The 19,951-nt window shown below is 43.9% G+C and carries 11 protein-coding genes; 9 read left to right on the top strand and 2 right to left on the bottom strand.

What is annotated here, in order from left to right; genetic code table 11:
- Nucleotides 1-693 precede the first annotated feature (693 nt).
- From R7E51_RS00505 to R7E51_RS00495, 3 genes are all read left to right on the top strand, one after another.
- Nucleotides 694-2,445 (top strand): hypothetical protein, encoded by a 1,752-nt coding sequence (locus tag R7E51_RS00505; RefSeq protein ID WP_206957785.1) that lies wholly within the window; start codon nt 694-696, stop codon nt 2,443-2,445.
- A 72-nt stretch (nt 2,446-2,517) separates the two neighbouring features.
- Entirely contained in the window at nt 2,518-3,645 is a 1,128-nt protein-coding gene (locus R7E51_RS00500) for a hypothetical protein (protein ID WP_054577785.1), read from the top strand.
- Nucleotides 3,642-8,387 carry an OmpA family protein gene (locus R7E51_RS00495; RefSeq protein WP_017820383.1) on the top strand — a complete coding sequence of 1,582 codons (4,746 nt, stop codon included), beginning with the start codon at nt 3,642-3,644 and terminating at the stop codon, nt 8,385-8,387. The genes R7E51_RS00500 and R7E51_RS00495 overlap by 4 nt, the downstream gene beginning before the upstream one ends.
- Nucleotides 8,388-8,465: 78 nt before the next feature.
- On the opposite strand, the gene R7E51_RS00490 is transcribed toward R7E51_RS00495, so the two are convergent.
- Both R7E51_RS00490 and tssH read right to left on the bottom strand, forming a co-directional pair.
- Nucleotides 8,466-10,097 (bottom strand): sigma-54-dependent Fis family transcriptional regulator, encoded by a 1,632-nt coding sequence (locus tag R7E51_RS00490; protein WP_017820382.1) that lies wholly within the window; start codon nt 10,095-10,097, stop codon nt 8,466-8,468.
- Nucleotides 10,084-12,762, bottom strand: a complete 2,679-nt coding sequence (gene tssH / locus R7E51_RS00485) for a type VI secretion system ATPase TssH (RefSeq protein WP_206957784.1) — start codon at nt 12,760-12,762, stop codon at nt 10,084-10,086. The genes R7E51_RS00490 and tssH overlap by 14 nt, the downstream gene beginning before the upstream one ends.
- A 456-nt stretch (nt 12,763-13,218) precedes the next feature.
- Here tssH and R7E51_RS00480 point away from each other — a divergent pair, with 456 nt between their 5' ends.
- From R7E51_RS00480 to R7E51_RS00455, 6 genes are all read left to right on the top strand, one after another.
- Nucleotides 13,219-13,737: an Hcp family type VI secretion system effector gene (locus R7E51_RS00480; protein ID WP_005373415.1), complete on the top strand. Its 519-nt coding sequence runs from the start codon at nt 13,219-13,221 to the stop codon at nt 13,735-13,737.
- A 72-nt stretch (nt 13,738-13,809) separates the two neighbouring features.
- Nucleotides 13,810-15,888 carry a type VI secretion system Vgr family protein gene (tssI, locus tag R7E51_RS00475; protein WP_005373412.1) on the top strand — a complete coding sequence of 693 codons (2,079 nt, stop codon included), beginning with the start codon at nt 13,810-13,812 and terminating at the stop codon, nt 15,886-15,888.
- 2 nt (nt 15,889-15,890) lie between these two features.
- Entirely contained in the window at nt 15,891-16,373 is a 483-nt protein-coding gene (locus R7E51_RS00470; RefSeq protein WP_025767908.1) for a hypothetical protein, read from the top strand.
- A gap of 111 nt (nt 16,374-16,484) precedes the next feature.
- Nucleotides 16,485-17,804 (top strand): hypothetical protein, encoded by a 1,320-nt coding sequence (locus tag R7E51_RS00465; protein WP_206957783.1) that lies wholly within the window; start codon nt 16,485-16,487, stop codon nt 17,802-17,804.
- Nucleotides 17,785-18,777, top strand: coding sequence for a DUF2169 family type VI secretion system accessory protein (locus R7E51_RS00460; RefSeq protein ID WP_206957782.1), 993 nt, complete (start codon nt 17,785-17,787; stop codon nt 18,775-18,777). Before R7E51_RS00465 ends, R7E51_RS00460 begins: the two co-directional genes overlap by 20 nt.
- Nucleotides 18,770-19,714, top strand: a complete 945-nt coding sequence (locus tag R7E51_RS00455; RefSeq protein WP_206957781.1) for a hypothetical protein — start codon at nt 18,770-18,772, stop codon at nt 19,712-19,714. Before R7E51_RS00460 ends, R7E51_RS00455 begins: the two co-directional genes overlap by 8 nt.
- The last annotated feature ends 237 nt before the right edge of the window (nt 19,715-19,951 follow it).

Below are 19,951 nucleotides of genomic sequence, written 5' to 3'. Positions count from 1 at the left end.
ATAAGTTACTCGAATTAATGAATCGTCTTAATACAAGGCTGAATAACTATAATAACTAGGCCAATGTTGCTTTTAGGTGTGTATGAAGTGATTGTGATGGTTGCTCGGCAGGTGCTGTGGTGAATGTGTCGCGTTGAAAATCTTTTTAAATATTATATATTTACGCTCGTTTCTATACTCTGAGTATAGTGTTCTGCATGAGGTCGATGGGTAATACCTCGCCTCTTTAACTCGCGATGAAGCAAATTTAATCCTAGCAAGCTTCAGAGCAGTTACTTTTGTGAGTGCGTAATGCGCTCACCTTTTTATTTAAACTTCCTCAGTAACAGTCAATTTGTTGTTTGTTGCTGAGGAGGGCACCTCATAAACTTCTGAATTTCCTCGTGCTTACCTGAAGCGCACGTTACTACGATTTTTGTTAACTTCAGTCCATAAATTAAATTTTTTTAGATAGTAAGATTTTACCATTTTGACAGAGTGGGTGATGTTACTGGCTTTTGTTGTGGTCAAATCGCATGTTTTGATAGCAAAAGTCACCATTTTTTTGGTGTTTTTGATTTCGGGCGATTTTTCTATCTCGTTGAAAATAAATGGCTAAGTAAGTAGGATACGCAGACCAAATCGTACTTGTAAGCCTTATCAGCTTAATTGTCACCGCAGCCATATTTACGATGTTGGTTGTGGAGAATTCAAATGCATTTAGTTTGCAAATTTATACTTAGCTCGAAGCTATCCTCCAACGAGCTATCTTATGTTCTTACACCGGACGAGTGTATAGGGCAGCTTTCGCGTTTGCGAAATTCAGATGACATCCTTAGAAACCTCCCTAAAGAGTTGGCGCAAAAGATTTCCATCTCTGCCAAAAAAACGACCAGCGCATTGCTAGCTGCTATAAGAATCGAATTGGGAAAAGGCAATTGGGTGTCATTATCTACCGTTGCACGTCGGTCGCCATTGACGGACTCTCAGCTGCAAAGCTTCCCTAGATTTAAATCACTCGTTGACTCTGTACCTGCTTCGAATGAACGCAAAGCTTTTAAAGCAGGATACAAGCAGGTTACCGACGATGTTGCTTTAGTTCGTAGTTACACGCATGTCCCCTCTGAGCCAAGTCCAGATCAAAAAATCGTTGTCGAGTTTGCAGGGCAGTGGTCTAGCAACGTGGCATGTTTGATGTTGGGAAAAACGGAAAATCAAAAAGAAAAAGTGACTGTAGGCAAGGCTGATACAGAAAACAAACACCGCAGCCTCGCGACATTTAAAGATCTCGAAGCTGAGGGCAAAACGCTCTATATCAAAATCCCTTGCACTGACCAGCCTCAGCCAATCCTGCTTAAACTCGCCGAAGACCTGCAACCCGTTGATAAAGAAACTCAGATGGATGAGTGGGATAACGTGTTGGTGCCTGTGGTTCCGCTGCACTTCCCTAGTAGCGATAAATCAGATGAAGCTGCAGAAGTGTTTAAATCAGGCTACGTGTATGTTGTTTGGAACAATAAAATTTGGCGCGAAGTGGCAATTACGGAAAATGGTTACTTTTCAGATACGGACATTAATAGTGTTCGTGAAGGCTCTAGACCCAAAAGGCACGCCGATATCTATATGACCAATCCTGAAACAGGCGGTGTTTTCGCTTATGAGCCTTTCCAAATCGTGCAGAACGGCAAGGTGGTAAGTGAAGGCTCTTTGAATGGCTCTGGAGAGGCTCGAGTGTTCAACTTAGTTGAGGAAGAAGTTGAGATAGTCATGACAGGCTATGAACCACAAATCAAAGAAAAGATTGAAACAAATTTGAGCCCTATTAATGCTTCTAGCCCAGTGGAGCGGAGCGCGCAAGGTTACCCTCTCCCGCATATATGGCTTCCTTACAAGATTAAAGGTGAGCCTCAAGAAGTATATTTGGCTTATAACAGTAAACGATTGAGCGAGAGTGAACTATCTGAACTAGAAAGTGATCCCGGAACCAAGGCCATAAAAGTCACTGATCTTAACCATTATAGCAGTGAGAAAAGCTTTAAAATTGGAGACGGTTCTGTTCGTCTGCTCTCAGTATTACCAAGTGCTGCGACCTCAAAACCTGAAAAATACGCAATGTTACGAAGCCAGCTAAATAAAAATGTAGCGGTCGTGTATTTACTTAAATCTGTCGAGATAGTTTTCGAATATCCGGGCTATACGACGCTGGACGAGTCAGATGATTACTTTGAGTTAAGGCAAAGCGATGGTGATTGGTCGCAGCGAGTGTGCTTGCGCCAATGTATAAAAAAAGAGAATGGTTCTAGGTTGATTCGTTTTACTGGTTGGCCTGCAGAGGTTAAAGAAGTGGATCTTCTCCGTGGTTATCAGGGCAATAGTCATCACGGAAGAGATAATAAAACGGTCATTTTTGCTCAAACACCCATTGCGGATTTACTGGCTTACAAGAAAAAAGATCAGCCAAGTTAACAAAACAACTTATTCGGGTTGCGTTGTCACATTATTAAACGCGATCGAGAAAGATAACGAAGAGAATATAAGATGAACCTACGTCATACATTATGCTTGATTACCTTAGCGGTCTTATCTGGTTGTAATCAAGAATCAGCCAAGGAACCAGAACAACACGCGCCAAAACCTCAGACGGTTCAAGACCGAATCGCAGAAAAAAATGCTCAACAGTGGGAAGATGGTCGTGTTTATATTACAGAAAACAATTACGTTATTTATGACAAAGAGACGGGTAAACCTAAACACTTTATTTTTAAAGCTAAAGAATGGCCACGTGAAGATCTCACCAATGAAAGCTCTTATGATTTACCACGTGTAGTGTTTCGTTGGGATAACGCCCGAAATGAAGCGAAAGACCACTATGATCAAAGGGATAAAGTGTGGAGTATCAAAACGGATGGGACGGACTTGCGTCTGGTCGCAGATGAGTTTGTTGGCAAAGTTCGTCTAATGCGTGTCTCTCCAAATAATCGCTACTTGGCTTTGGCCTATTCGGCCTCAGAAGGGATGTTTAAAGTAATTAAAGATCTTAAGACGGGTGAGTATATTGAACTAGGTCGTTCACGTGGCTACCCAGAGTTTCTATGGGCAGAAGACAGCAGCTATCTTTACTACGTAGACAAGTTTAAAGACTGGAAGTACACCTTAGCGACAGGCGACAAACAGCAAGTAGACACAGAGTTTAATGAGTATTCCGTGATTCAAAAAGGAAAAAGATACGTACTAAACGACTTTGGCGTTGCAGTTTATGATGAGGCAAAAGACGAATTTCTCTTTAGCACGGGAATTAATCCTGATGAACAAAATCTGGGTGATTATAAGTTTAACAAACGTAGTATTAGTCCAGACGGTAAGTACGCTTGGGGTGAAAGTAGGAAGTTTCGTTATCTAATTGATATCGAGCAGGATTCATTTCAACAAGAAGAAATTGTACCGCGAGCGGTAGGTAAACTGCGCTATTTTGAAATTTTGAGTAAAGATGCGAATTATGCTCGGGATGGAGCGGCGCGGGCCATCCTCAGTAAACTAAAAGAAAATAAAGAATTTGGTTCTTATTTAAAATGGGAGCAAATAGGGACGGGCCATAGTGCCAGTAACTCTTCTCTTTACAACGCCTTTGCCAACAATGGTGATTTTGTTAAAGGGGATGAACTGTGAGCACTCATGATACCAGTAACGCGATACCTTTGTGTGCAAATTACTATTTGTTTGGTGTTTATTATGAGGGGGAATTTAACTCTCAAACTAAAACAACTGAATTCCCATCTTGGCATTCAGAGGAAAGCTTGGTAAGAAAACAAATCGCTAATATTCGCCCTTTAGCGAAAGTGCCGATGCTTAACGTCACTGATAGCGATAGCCCTAAGCTTTGGGCTACCGACCATAAATTTAAGTTATGTTCACTGGGTAACGGAAAGCCCGATCAATATGGGGCTTTTGAGGTCCTGACACCAGAGCACACAATTCATGCGTTAGGTAGGGATCTACCCAAAGAGGGTGAGCAGACCTTCACTTTCCGCTTTCCGCCCTTGCCTTTAATAGCTTCACTTTCTGAGTTAAACCCCAAAGAGTTAGCTACAAAAGTTGCAGAGTTGAGTAGCCAGTTGGAAAACAGCGAAGCAAAACTCACCTTGACAGAGGTCAGCATTGAACAATTGGCTAAGCCTTACGAACCAGCTGCGAACGGGGGGCTCAGCGAAGAACAGGCAGAATATAATAAGTGGTATGAAGATGTAAGTGAATCGGGAGAGACACTAAAAGGCTTCGTTTTACCTGTTGTGGCGAGTTGCGCGGTGGTTTTTTCTGATCAAGGCTATGAAAGTGCGACGGTTACTTTGCAAAAGTTTGACTCAACCAAAGAAGGTGGGGAATACAAAACGATAGGCTCTTCAGTACAAGCGGCATTACCTGAAGATGAGCTTTCAGAAGAAAATGCTAAGCAATATCCATGCGCGATGTTTCACGTTGATCCTGCTGATTTTAAAGAAGGCTTATATAGTATCCGTGTCGAATTTATTCCAAGCCAGATGAAAAATGGTGTTCCACAGTTCATTAAAGACGCTCATATTCAGCAATTTTCTGAAGGCTTAGATACAGTCTATACTTACGAGCTACGTGAACAGATTACCTTTTCTTCAAGCACTCCGTTAGGGAAATTTGCCATTGTCAGTGGCGATATGATCTCCCTTGAGGAATCCTTGATTTATCAATACCCTCAGTACTTTGGAAATATGAAACATTACCTTCACGGTAATGTACAAGGTGTAACAGCCGATACGCCAGCTTCAAGGAGTATTGCGTTACTCAAGAATATCCGAGATGTGTCTGCTCAGCTAGGAGCAGGGCTGCTGAGCGGTAGCTTGCAAGACACTTTAGACCGTGATGGCCGCCAAGCGGTGTTTAATAACGTCTCGAAACTGTATTGGGATGCAGTTAAGTCCGAGATGCCGCCTGCGATGAAAGCGGCGGGCGAATTGTATTACGGTATTTACAGTACGAAAGAAGCGCTTGATAAGTTGCAGGAACTCCACACTCCAACTATCGCGGGTGTTGGTTGGAAGGCGCTATTTCACGATAAGGTTTTTAACACCAATGAAGCTCGGTCAAGCGCACTTGCACTTTCTTTAGAATCACGTCTGGGTAACCGACGTGTGGTTGCCGGGCGAGTTGCGGAAGCTTGGCTTTCTGGTGGTAAAACCGTTGGTTTTAATGGCTTCGGAACGGGATTGACAGCACTTAGTTTGTATAAAAAAGCTAAACAGCTGGTTAATCAAAATAAAAAGGTTGATAAAGCAGAGCAAGGAACAGAAGAAGTTACAAAAGACTACCTTGCTCAAATTCCAGTTTGGAAGACAGCTAACCATATCCAGGAAGAAAAACTAGAACAGGCTTTAAAAGATGCGCGTGATCAATCTGGCAATCAGATTGACGCCATTCTCGTAAATAGCTCTAGAGGCGCAGGAATAAAAATAGAATTTGCCTTTAACTCGCGTGAAAAAGAGTTAAAGGAGCATGCACCTATATTTAAACAGCTTGCTGCTTCTCTTGCCAACGTTTTAGAGAATGAGCCAAACCTTAGAGTAGAGATAGAAGGGCATGCTTGCCAAGTCGGTACCGAGAAAGCAAATATGCAGGTCTCGGCAGAGCGCGCAGAATATGCGAAAAAACTGCTCATGAAGGAGTTCCCTGTTTTTGAAGGTCGTGTTTCGGTAGCCGCTTTTGGTGAAAGTAAACCTGTCTATGTTCCCAAACAAGGTGAAAAAGTCGACCGCAATAACCTTAATCTAAGACAAAACCGTCGGGTTGTAATCCGTATTTACCTGCAATCCCTGAACATATTCTTTCATCCCAGTCGCTATGGCTCGCATGCAATGGAACGCTCTAGGCTTGCTCTAGAAGCTGAGATGGTTGCGCAAGATAAAGCAGAAGTCGCACTGCGAATGGCGATTTTTGACAGTGTCGTTGACGTCGCTTCCTATATTCCTGCTATAGCTCCTGCGGCAAGAGGGTTTATGCTTGCCATAGAGGGGTCAAAGACAGCAATATCTGCGGTGAAAGTGATTGATAGTTTAATGTTGGACTCCTTCCTAGAAGAGTTAAAGCAAAGCCATGAGGTTGTCAGTGAGCTTGAAAGGCTGGCAAAAATACATATCGAGTTACTTAACGATTTGCGACGCAGTAAGGTAGATGTAGGTATTGAATGTAGGTCTTATCAGGAACTCATTACTCACCTTGAGAGCGAAGAAGTTCGTAAGGAGGTGTTAAAACGCTACCAACTACGAGCGCTTGCTATTAATGGCTTAGTGTTATTACTCGCTGACCTAGGATCTCAAACCAAACGGAATTCTAATATCTCGTTTAGGTTTTTGGTTGAGCGTTACAAGGTGAAGGAATACATTGAGAACTACATTTTGAGCGATGATTGGTCTGTACATACGATCAAAGGAAACACCTTAGCGGCTAACTGGAAGAACCGTTGTGATAACGAGTACTACACCGAATTATCGACAAAGATGCCACAAGGTGCGCAGCATTGGCCTGCTCCAATAACAACTAATAGCAAAGTTTCTCATCTCTCTATAACCGAAAACAGGGATAGCTTTAAAGCGTCAGGTGCATTTAATCAAATCTTCCCGATACAAACCATGTTGTTTGAACACCCAAATGAAACGATGTTTGATAACTTTACCGAGTCATTTAACCCGCAGGGAAGTGAGTTAAAGAAAGATGAAATCGGCTATTGTCGAATACTTGTTCAGTCAGCTCGTTATACTGAAAGTGATGAACCAGAATGGATGTCATATGATAGTTGGATTCAGCAATCTAGCAACAGTCGCCTAGGTCCATACGATAAAGTGAAAGTGCAGTTGATACTTAAAAAAGAACACAAGTATGCGAAGCCAGTTACGATTGGCTACGATCGCGTTGACGGGCTCGAAAATATTAAAGGCCCAGCTTTCAGTGACTGGATGCTGCCAATGAAGGTTAGTGACTTCAAAACTGATCCTGATGGGCGAATAAGTGCTTTTTACAAGCAACAGGGGATTGATGACGGCGCTACGTTGATTGCTATTGAGCATATTCCCTCATTCCGCTTCGGTGATGTGATGATCGACGGTATGAAACCAATGACCTCTAAAGCAAAGCTAATGTTCTCTGATGCAATGTTCAGTATGGCAGTTTCCGGAGCAGCGATATCGGGTCAGCCAAGCGACTATTTTGCAGAAGCGGATTCCTTTAAGCGCTATGTAAAAGGCGGAGGCTTCCAAAATATGCGTTACTGCTTGGGAATTAGAACGAATCAAGGGCAACATAGTTTTTACTTACCACAAGAGTACAGTCTGGGGCAGAAGTTTGATGATGCTGAAGATGAGTTGCAGATTGGCGCTTTAAGTACAGAAACTAGACTGGTTTTGCTTGATACCTACTTGGGAGAGCAGCAACTGCGTCTACGTGAACAGGACCTTATGGTAGAGAGCTTTACCTTAATGGCAGGTGAGGGAGACAAAAATACCATCCCTATACTTCATGGCATTAAACAGCAATTGGTGGCTATAGACACCAAAGCGTCTGGTTTGAACTTTTTCAGTGAAAGAAAGTGGTACCAATCGGCTGATAATATCTGGCGTGATGGTTTCTCATGGGGAAACAAAAAGAAAGACGATCCTGCCAGTATTTATGTACTGATTTTGGGTGAAAGTCATGAAAAAGCACTTTATGAACGTTTGGGTATGCCGTGGGAAGCAGTGAATATGTGCATTCAACTGGCGCTCGACGGAAATGATGGCAAGCCAGTTAAAGGTCCTCTTTACTTCACCGATATGTATCATATTGGTGAGTTTGCCTATAAAAACGAAGAATGGATGTTTACTGAATCTATTTCCGAAAACCATCGAGAACAAGTTGATGCCATGAGTGAGTTTATAGGTGAAGCTGTAGGTAGTCTCACTAAAGAGAATGAACTATCTAAGAGCAAAAACTATACGATGTACTGCATGAGGTTTAACTTGGAATATGTTGCACCAACGGGAGTTAGGTTAAAAGGTCTAAGACCGTTTGGTGGTGTAATTGGTGGTAAAGCGAACTTGGAGCTTTCGGTTGCTCATCTAAAACAAGTCGGATTAAATGGAGCTGATGACTATGATATTGGTCGTGATGCTGTAATTTCTATTCCTTCTTTAAATGCGGATAGTGCTTTGGCTGGTAATTTCTTTAGTGATATGCCTTGGTTAATTGAGAAAGAGTCGACAGAGGAAGGCGTAGACAAGTCTGCGGCTGAAACTTGGAAGCAGTATAACGAATCTCAACGCAAGAAATGGTTGAAAGATTGGATTGAGAAACAACCTGCGGTAACTCAAGCACCCAAGCCCTTGGAAAAGTCACTTGATAACCCTTCCTAGGTGCAAAAAAACCGCCTTCGGGCGGTTTTCTTTTCTTATCACTTCATACTGAATTTAGAAGTTTCTTTTTAACCCCCATCAACCAGCTGCAGAAATGTCGTATTTCTTCATCTTGTGGTTGAGTGTGCTCATTGGCAGCGCCAATTGCTCAGCGGCCTTCTTGGTGTGCCAATTACACGCATTTAAGCAATCGATGATCACTGTACGCTCGTATTGGCTGACAACGTCCTTAAGGCTCTTTGAAACGTCTTCTAAATCCGCTTGTGCTTGCTGCTCGTAAGCAGGTTGCTCTGGGGTAGGTGAAGCTGCTTTCATGTCGATACTTGGTACATCTTCTGGGATTTGTTCGCCAAACTCAATGTGAGTAATGGTTTCAAAATCGGACAGTAGCACCGAGCGCTCGATGATGTTCTTAAGCTCACGCACGTTCCCTGGGTATTGGTAGGCAAGCAGCTGTTTACGTACGTTGGCACTTAACCCTGGCGCTTGCGGCAAACCTAGCGTGTTGGTGGTGTGTTGCACGAAATGTTCGGCAAGGGGAATAATATCCGATTTGCGTGCTCTCAGTGGTGGTAATGTAATAGGGAAGACATTCAAGCGATAGAACAAGTCGGCACGGAATCCGCCATCTTTAATTTGCTGCATAAGGTTACAGTGTGTTGCCGCGATAACGCGAACGTCCACCTCAATCTCTTTGCTGGTACCGATAGGGCGAACTTTACGCTCTTGCAGTACACGCAGTAACTTTGCCTGCAGTAGCATTGGCATATCGCCAATTTCATCTAGGAAAAGCGTGCCGCCGTTGGCTGCTTCAAACAAACCGACTTTGTCTTTGTCTGCGCCCGTAAATGAACCTTTCTTATGCCCAAAAAGCTCAGATTCCAATAACTGCTCTGGAATAGCCGCACAGTTCTGAACGATCAAAGGTTGTTCTGAACGATTAGAGTTTTCGTGAATGTATTTCGCGATCACTTCTTTACCAGCGCCCGTTTCACCACGCAACAGAACGTCGACAGGAAGAGATAGCACCTTATCAAGACGATTCAAGACATTGAGCATTTCTTCGCTCTCTGCAATAGGACCTTGATAGGCTTTCTGAGTACGTTTTTTGAGCTGAGTGTTCTCGCGCACTAGGGCTTGATTGTCGGCATTGAGATTTTTAATCACTTGCCCATATTGCTCTAACCAAACGGCTTGACGAATGTTACTCGCTGCCATTCGACAAAACTCAGTCAAGGCTGCCTCGTTGTCAATGACATTCAAATCGAGTAAGACTAACAGCCCAATGGTTTTGCTTTCGCTATCAATCAAAGGCCAAGCCAGTAAGTTCTCGCTTTTTAGTCCCAATGTCTGCTCTGTTTGATAAATGCTTTCACAGTCGTAGCCGTTGTATTTGTATAACTCGTTAATCAACACCACTTCACCATTACGAATCGCAAAGTTAAATGGGTCGTTCTCACTGGCTGAGTCTAACTGTAATGCTTCCCAAGGGTGGGAAACGATAGTTTTATCGTTATGGTGAGCGGTACTTGGAATCAACGCCTGCCCAGTCTGGTCCAAAACGTAAATGATGCCGTGCTTTGCGAGGGTCATTTGTCTCGCAGCGGTCAACACAGCATCCAACGTTTGGGTAAGCTGGCTGCGATCAGCCAAAGACTGACTGATCGCAAGTAGGGCGTTACTAAGTTCGCTATGGTTAGCTGAACGCATAGGTTAGTGTTCCTTGCTCATCGACAGACACTTCGATTTGCGTATGTGAATCATCCTTGTCATGCACCAATAGCTGAGTCGATAGTTGCGGCAGCAACTGACGGTTGATGACCGCGTCGATATTACGCGCGCCTGTTTCAGCAAGGCGACAGTTACCTAGTACGAACTCAACCAAACTTTCTTCGTAGCTCAGAGACAATTTGTGATGGCTCTGTAGACGCTGAGAAACTTTGTTTAGCTTGTGGTGAATTATTTCAGTCATTGCTTCATCAGACAGTGGAACAAATGGCAGTACCGACATACGTGCCAACAGCGCCGGTTTGAAGTGTTGGTTCAAAGTAGGGCGAATAGCTTCTGCTATGATGTTCGCATCGATGTCTTTTGATTGATGAACCAAAGATTCAATTTCGTGCGTTGCAAGGTTACTGGTCATGATGATCAGCGTGTTCTTGAAGTCGATTGTGCGGCCTTCGCCGTCGTTCAGCGTGCCTTTGTCGAACACTTGGTAGAACAGGTTCAACACTTCAGGGTCGGCTTTTTCCACTTCATCAAGAAGAACAACAGAATATGGACGTTGACGAACCGCTTCTGTCAGCATGCCGCCTTCACCGTAACCTACGTAACCCGGAGGTGAACCGATTAGGCGAGATACCGTGTGCTTCTCTTGGAACTCAGACATGTTAATGGTCGTCATAAAGCGCTCACCACCAAACATTTGATCAGCAATTGCACGAGCAGTTTCGGTTTTACCCACGCCACTTGGGCCAACCAGCAGGAATACGCCTGTTGGTGCGTCTGGGTTGCCTAAGCCTGCTTTTGCGGTTTGAATGCCTTCAGACAGTGCATCGATAGCGTATTCTTGGCCTTTGATGCTTTGTGTTAGGCTTTCTTTCAGTTTTAGCGTGGTTTCTGCTTCGTCTTGAAGCATCTTACCCATTGGAATACCAGTCCAGTCCGAGATCACATGGCTGACTTCATCTGGGCCCACTTCAAAGTGAACCAGTGGGTTGCCATTGCGGATTACATCTAGCTGTTCTTGGCAGGCCGAAATTGCAATGCGAACGGCTTCTTCATCCATTTCTGCATATGGAGAAACGTCTTGCTCTTGTTCTGAATCTTCGTCTGCAACAAGCTCTTCTTCATTTGTTTCGCCAAAGACCAGTTCATGTAAGCGAGAGCGTAGAGCAATCATCTCTTGGATCTGCTCTTTTTCTTTGTGCCATTGTGCTTCTTGTTCTGCTAGCTCTTCTTTCGTTGTTTCCATTGCCAGTTTTAGGTCTGGAATGTTAGCAAGGCTGTGCTTGTCGCCAGTTTGCTGCAGAGCATCACGCTCAAGTGCTTCAAGCTCGCGTTGTTGAGCTGCAAGTTCTTGTTGCAGTGTTTCTACAGACGCCGGAATGGCATTTAGGCTGATGTTCACTCGTGCACACGCCGTATCTAGTACATCGATCGCTTTGTCTGGCAGTTGACGGCCAGAGATGTAACGAGCAGAAAGTGCTGCCGCAGCAGTGATAGCATCGTCACGCACGTAAACGTTATGTGACTTCTCGTATGCTGGGCGCAGACCACGAATGATCAATGCTGCTTGCTCAGGAGACGGTTCGTCGAGTTTCACCAATTGGAAACGACGCGCAAGAGCAGGATCTTTCTCGAAGTACTTCTTGTATTCCGACCATGTTGTCGCAGCGATGGTTTTCACTTCACCACGCGCTAGGGCTGGTTTTAGCAAGTTTGCCGCGTCGCTGCCGCCCGCTTGGTTACCACCGCCAACAAGGGTGTGTGCTTCATCGATGAAAAGAATGATAGGGGTTGGCGAGTTTTTCACTTCATCCAATACTGCGTTTAGGCGTTTTTCGAATTCGCCTTTTACGCTTGCACCAGCTTGCAGAAGACCCATGTCCAGGCCGTAAAGCTCAACACCTTTGAGGTTGTCTGGTACGTCACCTTGTACAATCTTAAGTGCCAAGCCTTCTACTACTGCGGTTTTACCAACGCCCGGTTCACCAACAGCAATAGGGTTGTTTTTACGGCGACGAGCAAGAATGTCCACGATTTGGCGGATTTCTTGGTCGCGGCAGAAAATAGGGTCGATTTCGCCTTTGCGTGCTTTACCAGTGAAGTCGGTTGTGAACTTGCTCAGTGCTGAACCATCTTCACGAGCTTGTGTTTTTTCTGAAGTAGCAACTTGCGCCTCAATAGAGTGGCTTGTTAGCTCTGCAAAGTTACGCTTAAGGCTGTCAGGGTTTACCGCTTCAAGGATAGAGGCGTAACCATGTTGGCCGTAACGGAGAGGATTGCTAACAAGAGTAAGGAGCAGGGCACCAGAGCGGATTTGTGTTTCGGATAGATCTAAAGAAGAAACCAGCCAACTTTCTTGCAACCATTCGATTAATAAAGCAGAAAAAACAGGTTTGCTGCCATTTCCTTTGGCGTTGGTGTCGAGTGTGGATCGAACCGATTGTCTTAATAAGTTCTCAGAACAATCAAAATGACTCAATAAGACGTCAAAATCACTATTTGGCCTTTCTAATAGACTCAGTAAATAATGCTCAATTTGAACTTCGTTTGCTTTTTCAGAGACTGCAAGTGCAGCGGCGTCTTCTAATGCTACTTTTGCAATCGGGTGTAGACGCTGAATTAATGAAGAAAGGTTTATATTTATCATAGCCATTTTATTCTTTAGAGGAAAAGAGGTAGCGGCTATTATACTAAAAGTAATTGCGTTCTTTTTTTATCAAGATATTTTGACTATCGTTTGTTGGTTATTTTTAATGATTATTGTGACATTAATGCTTGTGGTTATTTTAATGGCGTTGTTATTATAAATTAATTGATAGTAAAAGTGTCGGATTTATTAGTTTTAATGACTTTATTTACACGGTTTTATATGGTTATTTTCACTTTTTAAAGTTAGAACAATTTATTATTATCTTAATCCAACTTTTTGGTTTTTTATCCAATAAATTGTACTCAATATATTAGTGAATAATGTCTTAATTTGTATAAGTTATTGTTTTTATTGTATTTTTAAAGTTGGCACGGACTTTGATTATACCAAGTAGTCGCGGTGATAAGCGATTTGGTGATTTAAACAAAACAGATTTTAGAAAAGGAAATAGCGATGCCAACTCCAGCATATATGTCTATCCAAGGTGAGACTCAAGGCCATATTACTAAAGATACTTACTCTGCAGATTCAGTAGGTAACACATGGCAAGAAGCTCACGTTGATGAGTTCCTAGTACAAGAACTTGATCACGTGCTAACTGTTCCACGTGATCCACAAAGTGGTCAGCCAACTGGTCAACGTGTACACCGTCCACTTGTTGTAACTAAAGTTCAAGATCGCTCATCTCCACTACTATTCAACGCACTAGTATCTGGCGAAAAACTTCCTGAGTGTGTGATCCGCTTCTACCGTACTTCAGTTCAAGGTAAACAAGAGCACTACTACTCAATCAAATTGATTGATGCGCTACTTGTCGATATCCAAACTCGTATGAACCACTGTCAAGACGCAGCAACAGCTGACCGCGTGACAGAAGAAGTGCTTAAGTTCACTTACCGTGCGATCGAAGTAACTCACGAAAACTGTGGTACTGCGGGTAACGACGACTGGCGTGCTCCACGCGAAGCTTAATTGCTCGTCGCGTAAAGATTCAGGGCCAACGATTGTTGGCCCTAATTCGATTATTTGTATCAGGTAAAAGATATGGTGAATGACGTAGAATTTAAATTTGAAGTGCCTGGATGTGGGCATGAATTTCGGGTTGAGAGCTTTCATGTTCATGAAGAGTTATCTAAGCCTTTCCACATCAATCTCTCATTACTTTCACTTGATCCAGATATCTCGTTCGATGAGTTAATACGTAAAGCAGGAACATTGACACTTTACGGACAAGGTGTTGGGGCTGCGCGTGTGTTCAACGGCGTGGTGAATGAAGTTCGTTACTTAGGGACTGGACGTCGTTTTTCTCGTTATCAATTAGTCTTGGTTCCTCAAGCTTGGTTCTTATCTCAGCGCCAAGATTGTCGTATTTTCCAGCAAAAGTCAGCGCAAGACATCATCACAGAAGTACTCGATGATGGGGCAGTCACCGATTACCGATTTGAAGTGTCGGGTACTTATCCTCCAAAAGAATACGTTCTGCAATACCGTGAGTCTGACTTGCATTTCGTGCAGCGTATGATGGCTGAACACGGTATGTGGTATTACTTTGACCATAGCGATTCAAATCATACGATGGTCATTGTCGACAGTAATGACGCGATTGCACCTTTGATAAGCTCGCCACTAAATGCTTCTTACATTGGGCCGATTGTTTATCATGCCGATGGTGGCGGTGTTGCCGATCGCGAACATATCTCTGATCTCGAGTTAGTTAACCGCGTTAGAACGGGACAGGTTACGTACACAGATTACAACTACGAACACCCTAAAATTCCACAAGAGATGACACAGGCTGGCGAGCTAGACCAAGATCTCAAGCAGTTTGATTATCCTGGACGATACGTCGACCCGCTGATGGGTCAGGTGAGAACCACGGAGTGGATGTCGGAACACATAGTCGATAATCAACAAGTGGAAGCAACGAGTGACGTAATGCGCTTAGCATCTGGTTACAGCTTTAACGTCAGTGACCACCCGCGTTCTGAGATTAACCGCGATTACCTCATGTTGTCTGTAATGCACACAGGTCAAGATCCGCAAGTGCATGAAGATGAAGCGAGTGGTATGCCAACCACTTACTACAACCAGTTCTCGTGTATTCCACGTGATGTGGTGTTTAAAGCGCCTAAACTAGCGGCACCAGTAGTGGATGGCCCGCAAACGGCGGTCGTTGTAGGACCAGAAGGTGAAGAGATTTACACCGACAAGCTTGGTCGAGTGAAAGTACAGTTCCATTGGGATCGCTACGGTGATAACAACGAGCATTCAAGCTGTTGGATTCGTGTAAGCCAATCCATGGCGGCGCCAACATGGGGCGCAGTTTATTTGCCGCGTATTGGCCACGAAGTCGTAGTAACTTTCCTTGAGGGGGACCCAGATCGTCCGTTAGTTACGGGCGCAGTTTACAACGGTTTGCATTTCCCACCGTACTCTTTGCCAGAAAACAAAACTCGTACCACGTTCCGCACGCAAACGCACAAAGGAACAGGTTACAACGAGTTGAGTTTTGAAGACGAAGCGAACCAAGAAGAAGTCTATATTCACGCTCAAAAAGACATGTCGACCAAGGTGCTCAACAACCGTTACCGTGATATCGGTCAAGATGAATTCTTGAAGGTTGCACGTCACCAAACGAATGAAGTTCATGGTGACCATAAAGAAACCATTCATGGGCATAAAACGACACAGGTAAACAGTACGTTTACGGAGACAGTCGAGCAAGACGTTACCGTTACATACAACGCGAACGAAGCCCAGTATGTGAAAAACAATTCTGACTTAGAAATTGGTGATAACCGTACGACTAAGATCGGTAAAAATGATGACTTAGATATTGGCGAAAACAGTAACCTTACTATCGGTGCGTCTAAGAGTTCAGATATTGGTGCGGATGATAACCAGACGGTTGGTGGCAACTTAACGGTATCAGTGAAAGGGAACACCGCTTATAAAGCTGATGGTGCAACGCAAATTATCAGTGGCGACAAGATTGTATTGAAAACGGGTGGTTCCTCTTTAGTGATGAACAGTGATGGTTCAATAAAGTTATCAGGCTCGGCTATTACGATCGAAGGCAGTGACAAAGTCGTCGTGAAAGGTGGCAACGTAGTGGTTAACTAACAATGGAAAAACAACCTCTTACAACAGAAGTAATATCAGAGCAGCAAGCCGAATCAACGGCTTGCTTTTCGCGTTTTGGAAGAATAGTGGCTATCAATGAGTCTACGGGCAGTGTGCGAGTTGATTTTGATGGTAACCCATTTAAGCAGCCACTCACTGCGAGACTAGGACGTGGCTTTCGTCGTTCTGAACTGCAAATGGCTATCGATAATCGATTAAGTTGTCGAGTTGAGTTTTTGAACGACGACTTAAGCTTGCCTCTTGTGACGGACATTTTCTTCTCCATTCTGGATGACTCTGACGAGTTTGTATTGCGAGCGAAGAAGATGGTTATCGAGACAGAACAAGAGTTGGTAGTCAAAAGTGGTGAGACAGAAACTCGCTATAGCGGGCGCGATGGACGAATTACCACTAAAGCGAAGTACGTCACTTCTCAAGCAGAAAAAGCACAAAAAATTCAAGGCGGAACGATCGCAATTAACTAATTACTTCGCGTTAGCTAATGGTTTTGTGTTAACAAGTCACGCCAAGTGAGCTAATTACTTCGAGTTAACTAATTGCAATCGCGTTATGGCACGCTAATAACGGATAACTAGATGCGACAAAGAATCGGTGTCGAGCACCTAAAGGCACCCATAACCAATCAAGAAGTCGAAGGCGCGTTAGCAAAAGCTGAGCGCGCTGTGAATGACCTTTCCCAGTTGCCAGTAACATGGCTGGATTTCTGTAATGAAAAGCTGTCCATTGCTTCTGAAAGTATCGGGTTTTTAATCAGGCAGCGAGTTCAAATTCACAAAAGGGGTTATCCAAGTCGTGAGTTGGCGTATCTCAAGCTGATCGAACGCCAAATTGAAGAACTGAAGCAGGTGTACTTGTCGTTTTATCGGCTAGCACCGGGGTTGATTCATCAGTTAAGAGGCCAGGAGCCAGAAATTTACAGCTGGCTGATGCTACAGGGGGAGTTGGGCTCAGAGTTGGATAACCTTTTGTGCGGATTGAGTTTACTCGAAGATATTGACGCTAAAACTGCAATGGTCATTGCCGTACAATCTCCGGTTGAATCTATGGATAGTACGCTTTCGGAGCTTATTGAGGGTAATGCGACATCCAGTGCGTTTTACTTTGAATGCTTACGTGTACGTCAAACATTAAGTGTTTCTCTCATCAAGCGCTGGCACAAAGCCAGCATCATTAGCTCTCAAGTTGCTTTGCCACTGCTCGCTTTACAAGACGTAAAAGAGGGGATTGATTGGCTTAATGACAATGCAGGCAGCGAACAATACCTATTTGAACGTTTGATTACCAAACGTGACAGAGGCACTTGGTTCCGTCAGAGCTTTGGCATCGAACCAAATGGATTACCATCAGCGCAAGTGCTCACTTATGCCAAGTTGCTTGAATTAAAAGAGTTTGAGGCGTTTGATATCTCTTCTTCATTAGCACCTGTTGATTTTGCGCTGAGTGGCGATTGGAAACTGGTGCCCCAAATCATCGAGCACTTGGAAAGTCTGGAGGAAGCTGAAGGTGAAATTTGGCTTCAAGCCTTGTATGTCGTCTACGGAAAGCTTCTTCCTCTGACTCCGCAAGATGTTGGTGTCGAATATGAATGGGAAGAGATCGTCGATCTGCTCAATGAGTGGGTGGAAGATGAAAAATATATCCAAAATCTACCAAGCCGCTTGGGTTACGCATTGAGCTTCGAGTCTACGTTAGCTGCGATGCAAGATTCTAACGTTGATGTGCTGTTCCGCGACTGGCTATGGCGCCAAATCTGCATTCAATCCAGAGCCTACGTGCCTTGGGATATGGCGATGCCGATACATCAGCAAGACTGGAACTTCAACAATTTAAAGGCCGCACCTTCTGCGAGCGAACGATTCAACTTAAGGAATAGCAATGCAGTTATGGGATATTGAAGCGCACCCTGAGCTATCACTTAAAGGTCGTTTTCAACGTGACGAAAACGGCGATGAAGTGTGGGTTGTGGTCGCTAAACGTACTTGGCAATTCGATGGTGTGGTTTGGCACGAATTAGGTGAAAGTGAAATCTTCGATGATCCCCAATATTTGGGCGAAGAAGGCTTCTCTGCGATGAAAGTTGACCACGAGTTCGCGTATACCAAAGAAAACACAGATGTACTTGTTTACGGCAAAGCGCGCAGCTACGCGAAAAAGCCAGTGACATACCAAGAGTGTCGTGTGCTGATTGATGGTCATATCGATAAGACTCTCGCTATTCACGGGGAGCGAGTATGGGTTGAGCATGCTGGTAGTATAACGCTGAGCAACCCATTCCCATTTATTGAAAAAGACATTGATTACACTTGCGCGGTAGGCGGTGATTTACGTAACCGAATAGGCGGTGGTGTTGCCGATTCCAACAAAGAATTGCTTGAACAGAAAGTACCCTCGATTTTTTATCCCCGAGAGGACTGGAGTGCCGCCGCGAAAAAACTACGCGTTGCGGGGTTCGGGCCAGTGCCTCCGTTCTTTGAGGCGCGCCAGAAGCTGGCCGGCACGTTCGATGACGATTGGATTGAGAATCGCAAGCCAATGTTGCCACTCGATTTTGATAAGCGGTTCTTCCAAAGCGCGCCTATTGATCAACAGTGCAAAGGCTTTCTTCGTGGGGGGGAGCGTTTGATGATGAGTGGTTTTTGTCATGATGACACGCTTTCATTTCGAATTCCTAAAGAAAAATACCGTGCGATCGCGACGTTTAAAGGTCAAAGTTATCAAGCTGATATGGCGATGTACACCTTATTCGTTGATGCGGAAAAGAAAACTATATCAATCAGTTACACGGCTGCGTTTCCTTGTCAGGGCAAGGAGCATTTGTTGGTGTCGACATCGATCACTAAGTTGGAAGAGGTAAGCGAGCATGCATAATTCAACAGGCCGTTACGTGCTAGGGATGGAAGTGATGACGCCAACCGGTATGAATTTAGATATTGCTAGTGCAGTTTCGTATGCTGATTTAGGAAGATTCGACCAATGTGTAGGGGATGATGGTATCGAGCGTTTTACTTACGCCAAAATCGAATACACCAAAGAAAGTGAGCAGTTTGAGAAAACGTGTGAGTTAATCACCCACTTGCTTGATTCATTGTTAGCACAGTTACCACGTTCATTGAGACCAATACCTTTGCTTATAGCTGTGCCTGCGTCTGTTTCACTAGTAAAGGTGCAAGAATGGCTTGGTGAAAGTAACTATGCTGAATTTCTCTCTGTGGTGAATGCTGTTCATGCCAGTGGGCCCAGTTTCGTTCTCCAGGCCATGAAATCATTGGATAAATATGATGCTATGATGTGTATCAGTGTCGATTCCTTGGTGAGTTCGATGCAAACACTCATCGACGATGCGATGGTAATGAGTACCAATAATCCATGGGGCGTTATTCCGAGCGAGGGTGGGGCGGGTTTAATTCTTTGTCGAAAAAACACCGTAGAAACATTGAAACTTAAGCCTCAAGCGCAGCTTGGCTACATTGATACGGAATTAAACACTTCAGACCGAAGAGGCATGTTTCGACTTGTTCAACGTGCGAGTAAAAAGCTCTATTCATTTGGTGACGTGTATTCCGATATGACGAACCTGCGCATGCATTCGGAAGATTACGGCTTTGCTCTGGGGGCGAAAGCAGAACGATTCACGAACCCAGAACAACCGCAGCTTATCAATGAGTTGTGGGGCACAATGGGCAGTTGTTCTTCTCTCGCTTTAATTGCCTTTGCGGTCAGAGAGCACCACTTTAAGCAACCAACTACATTGTTAATGTTCGACTTTCATGGTGACAAAGGAGTTCTCCAATTACTGCAATGTTAGTGGGCACTCATCGATCAAATGGCAATGAAAATATACTCATATTATTAGGTTGAAGTTTGTAACACGAAAAAGCGTATAACTCATGCAGTGAAAGCGTAAGTAAAAAGGTCTAATAAGTTAGTAATAATAACTAAAATAATAGGCTTACTGTTTGTTTTAAATACCAACCTTGATACAAGTACGTTCAAGAAAATATTATTCAACTCTAATAATATTTATTCTATGAAAGAGTACTAA

It is taken from the genome of Vibrio sp. Vb1166 (assembly GCF_033338695.1).
GTDB classification, from domain to species: Bacteria; Pseudomonadota; Gammaproteobacteria; order Enterobacterales; family Vibrionaceae; genus Vibrio; species Vibrio alginolyticus.
Note: the sequence above shows the minus strand (reverse complement) of the source record. Positions and strands in the feature narration are given on the sequence as shown.

Coding starts and splice junctions, on each gene's coding strand:
- R7E51_RS00465 (WP_206957783.1), top strand. CDS start 16,485: ATGCGACAAAGAATCGGTGTCGAGCACCTAAAGGCACCCATAACCAAT.
- R7E51_RS00455 (WP_206957781.1), top strand. CDS start 18,770: ATGCATAATTCAACAGGCCGTTACGTGCTAGGGATGGAAGTGATGACG.
- R7E51_RS00470 (WP_025767908.1), top strand. CDS start 15,891: ATGGAAAAACAACCTCTTACAACAGAAGTAATATCAGAGCAGCAAGCC.
- R7E51_RS00505 (WP_206957785.1), top strand. CDS start 694: ATGCATTTAGTTTGCAAATTTATACTTAGCTCGAAGCTATCCTCCAAC.
- tssH (WP_206957784.1), bottom strand. CDS start 12,762: ATGATAAATATAAACCTTTCTTCATTAATTCAGCGTCTACACCCGATT.
- R7E51_RS00500 (WP_054577785.1), top strand. CDS start 2,518: ATGAACCTACGTCATACATTATGCTTGATTACCTTAGCGGTCTTATCT.
- R7E51_RS00490 (WP_017820382.1), bottom strand. CDS start 10,097: ATGCGTTCAGCTAACCATAGCGAACTTAGTAACGCCCTACTTGCGATC.
- R7E51_RS00480 (WP_005373415.1), top strand. CDS start 13,219: ATGCCAACTCCAGCATATATGTCTATCCAAGGTGAGACTCAAGGCCAT.
- R7E51_RS00460 (WP_206957782.1), top strand. CDS start 17,785: ATGCAGTTATGGGATATTGAAGCGCACCCTGAGCTATCACTTAAAGGT.
- tssI (WP_005373412.1), top strand. CDS start 13,810: ATGGTGAATGACGTAGAATTTAAATTTGAAGTGCCTGGATGTGGGCAT.